Source organism: Mesorhizobium sp. M7A.F.Ca.US.006.04.2.1 (assembly GCF_004022915.1).
Lineage (GTDB): Bacteria > Pseudomonadota > Alphaproteobacteria > Rhizobiales > Rhizobiaceae > Mesorhizobium > Mesorhizobium ciceri.
This window is the reverse complement of record NZ_RZQA01001315.1, coordinates 1-1,111: the sequence shown is the minus strand read 5'-3', so window position 1 is coordinate 1,111 and position 1,111 is coordinate 1. Positions and strand designations below refer to the sequence as shown.

1 protein-coding gene is annotated in these 1,111 nt (G+C 62.5%); it reads left to right on the top strand.

The features are described 5' to 3' along the window. Window positions 1-88 precede the first annotated feature (88 nt). A partial coding sequence (nusA, locus tag EN925_RS36925; RefSeq protein WP_128337419.1) for a transcription termination factor NusA occupies window positions 89-1,111 on the top strand: 1,023 nt, incomplete at its 3' end.

Genomic DNA, 1,111 nt, shown 5'->3' with positions numbered 1-1,111 from the left:
GAAGCGGACGCCACGGAAGAACACGAACAGGAACTATGATTGAGCTGCCGGGCGCAAAGGTCCGGCAAACAAGCTCGGGAGAAAAACGATGGTTGTAAGCGCCAACAGACTTGAATTGCTGCAGATCGCCGACGCGGTCGCGCGTGAAAAGTCGATCGACAAGTCGATCGTCATCGCCGCCATGGCCGATGCGATCCAGAAGGCGGCGCGCTCGCGTTACGGTCAGGAGACCAACATCCGCGCCGACATCAACCCGAACACCGGTGAGATGAAGCTGCAGCGGCTGATGGAAGTGGTCGAGAAGGTCGATGACTATGCCACGCAGATCGCCATTTCCTCGGCTCGCGAGCGCAATCCCGACGCCCAGCTCGGCGACTTCATCGCCGAACAGCTGCCGCCCATGGATTTCGGCCGCATCGCCGCCCAGTCGGCCAAGCAGGTCATCGTCCAGAAGGTCCGCGAGGCCGAACGCGACCGCCAGTATGACGAGTACAAGGACCGCATCGGCGAGATCGTCAACGGTACCGTCAAGCGCGTCGAATACGGCAATGTCATCGTCGATCTCGGCCGCGGCGAAGCGATCATCCGTCGCGATGAGCTGATCCCGCGCGAGAACTACAAATATGGCGACCGCGTCCGCGCCTATGTCTACGATGTGCGCCGCGAGCAGCGCGGCCCGCAGATCTTCCTGTCGCGCACCCATCCGCAGTTCATGGCCAAGCTGTTCACCATGGAAGTGCCGGAAATCTATGACGGCATCATCGAGATCAAGTCGGTCGCCCGCGACCCAGGTTCGCGCGCCAAGATCGCCGTCATCTCGCGGGACTCTTCGATCGATCCGGTCGGCGCCTGCGTCGGCATGCGCGGCAGCCGCGTCCAGGCCGTCGTCGGCGAATTGCAGGGTGAGAAGATCGACATCATTCCGTGGTCGCCTTCTGCGGCGTCCTTCATCGTCAATGCGCTGCAGCCGGCGGAAGTCGCCAAGGTCGTGCTCGACGAGGATGCCGAACGCATCGAAGTCGTGGTTCCCGACGACCAGCTGTCGCTGGCCATCGGTCGCCGCGGCCAGAATGTGCGTCTGGCTTCGCAGCTGACCGGTTGGGATATCGAC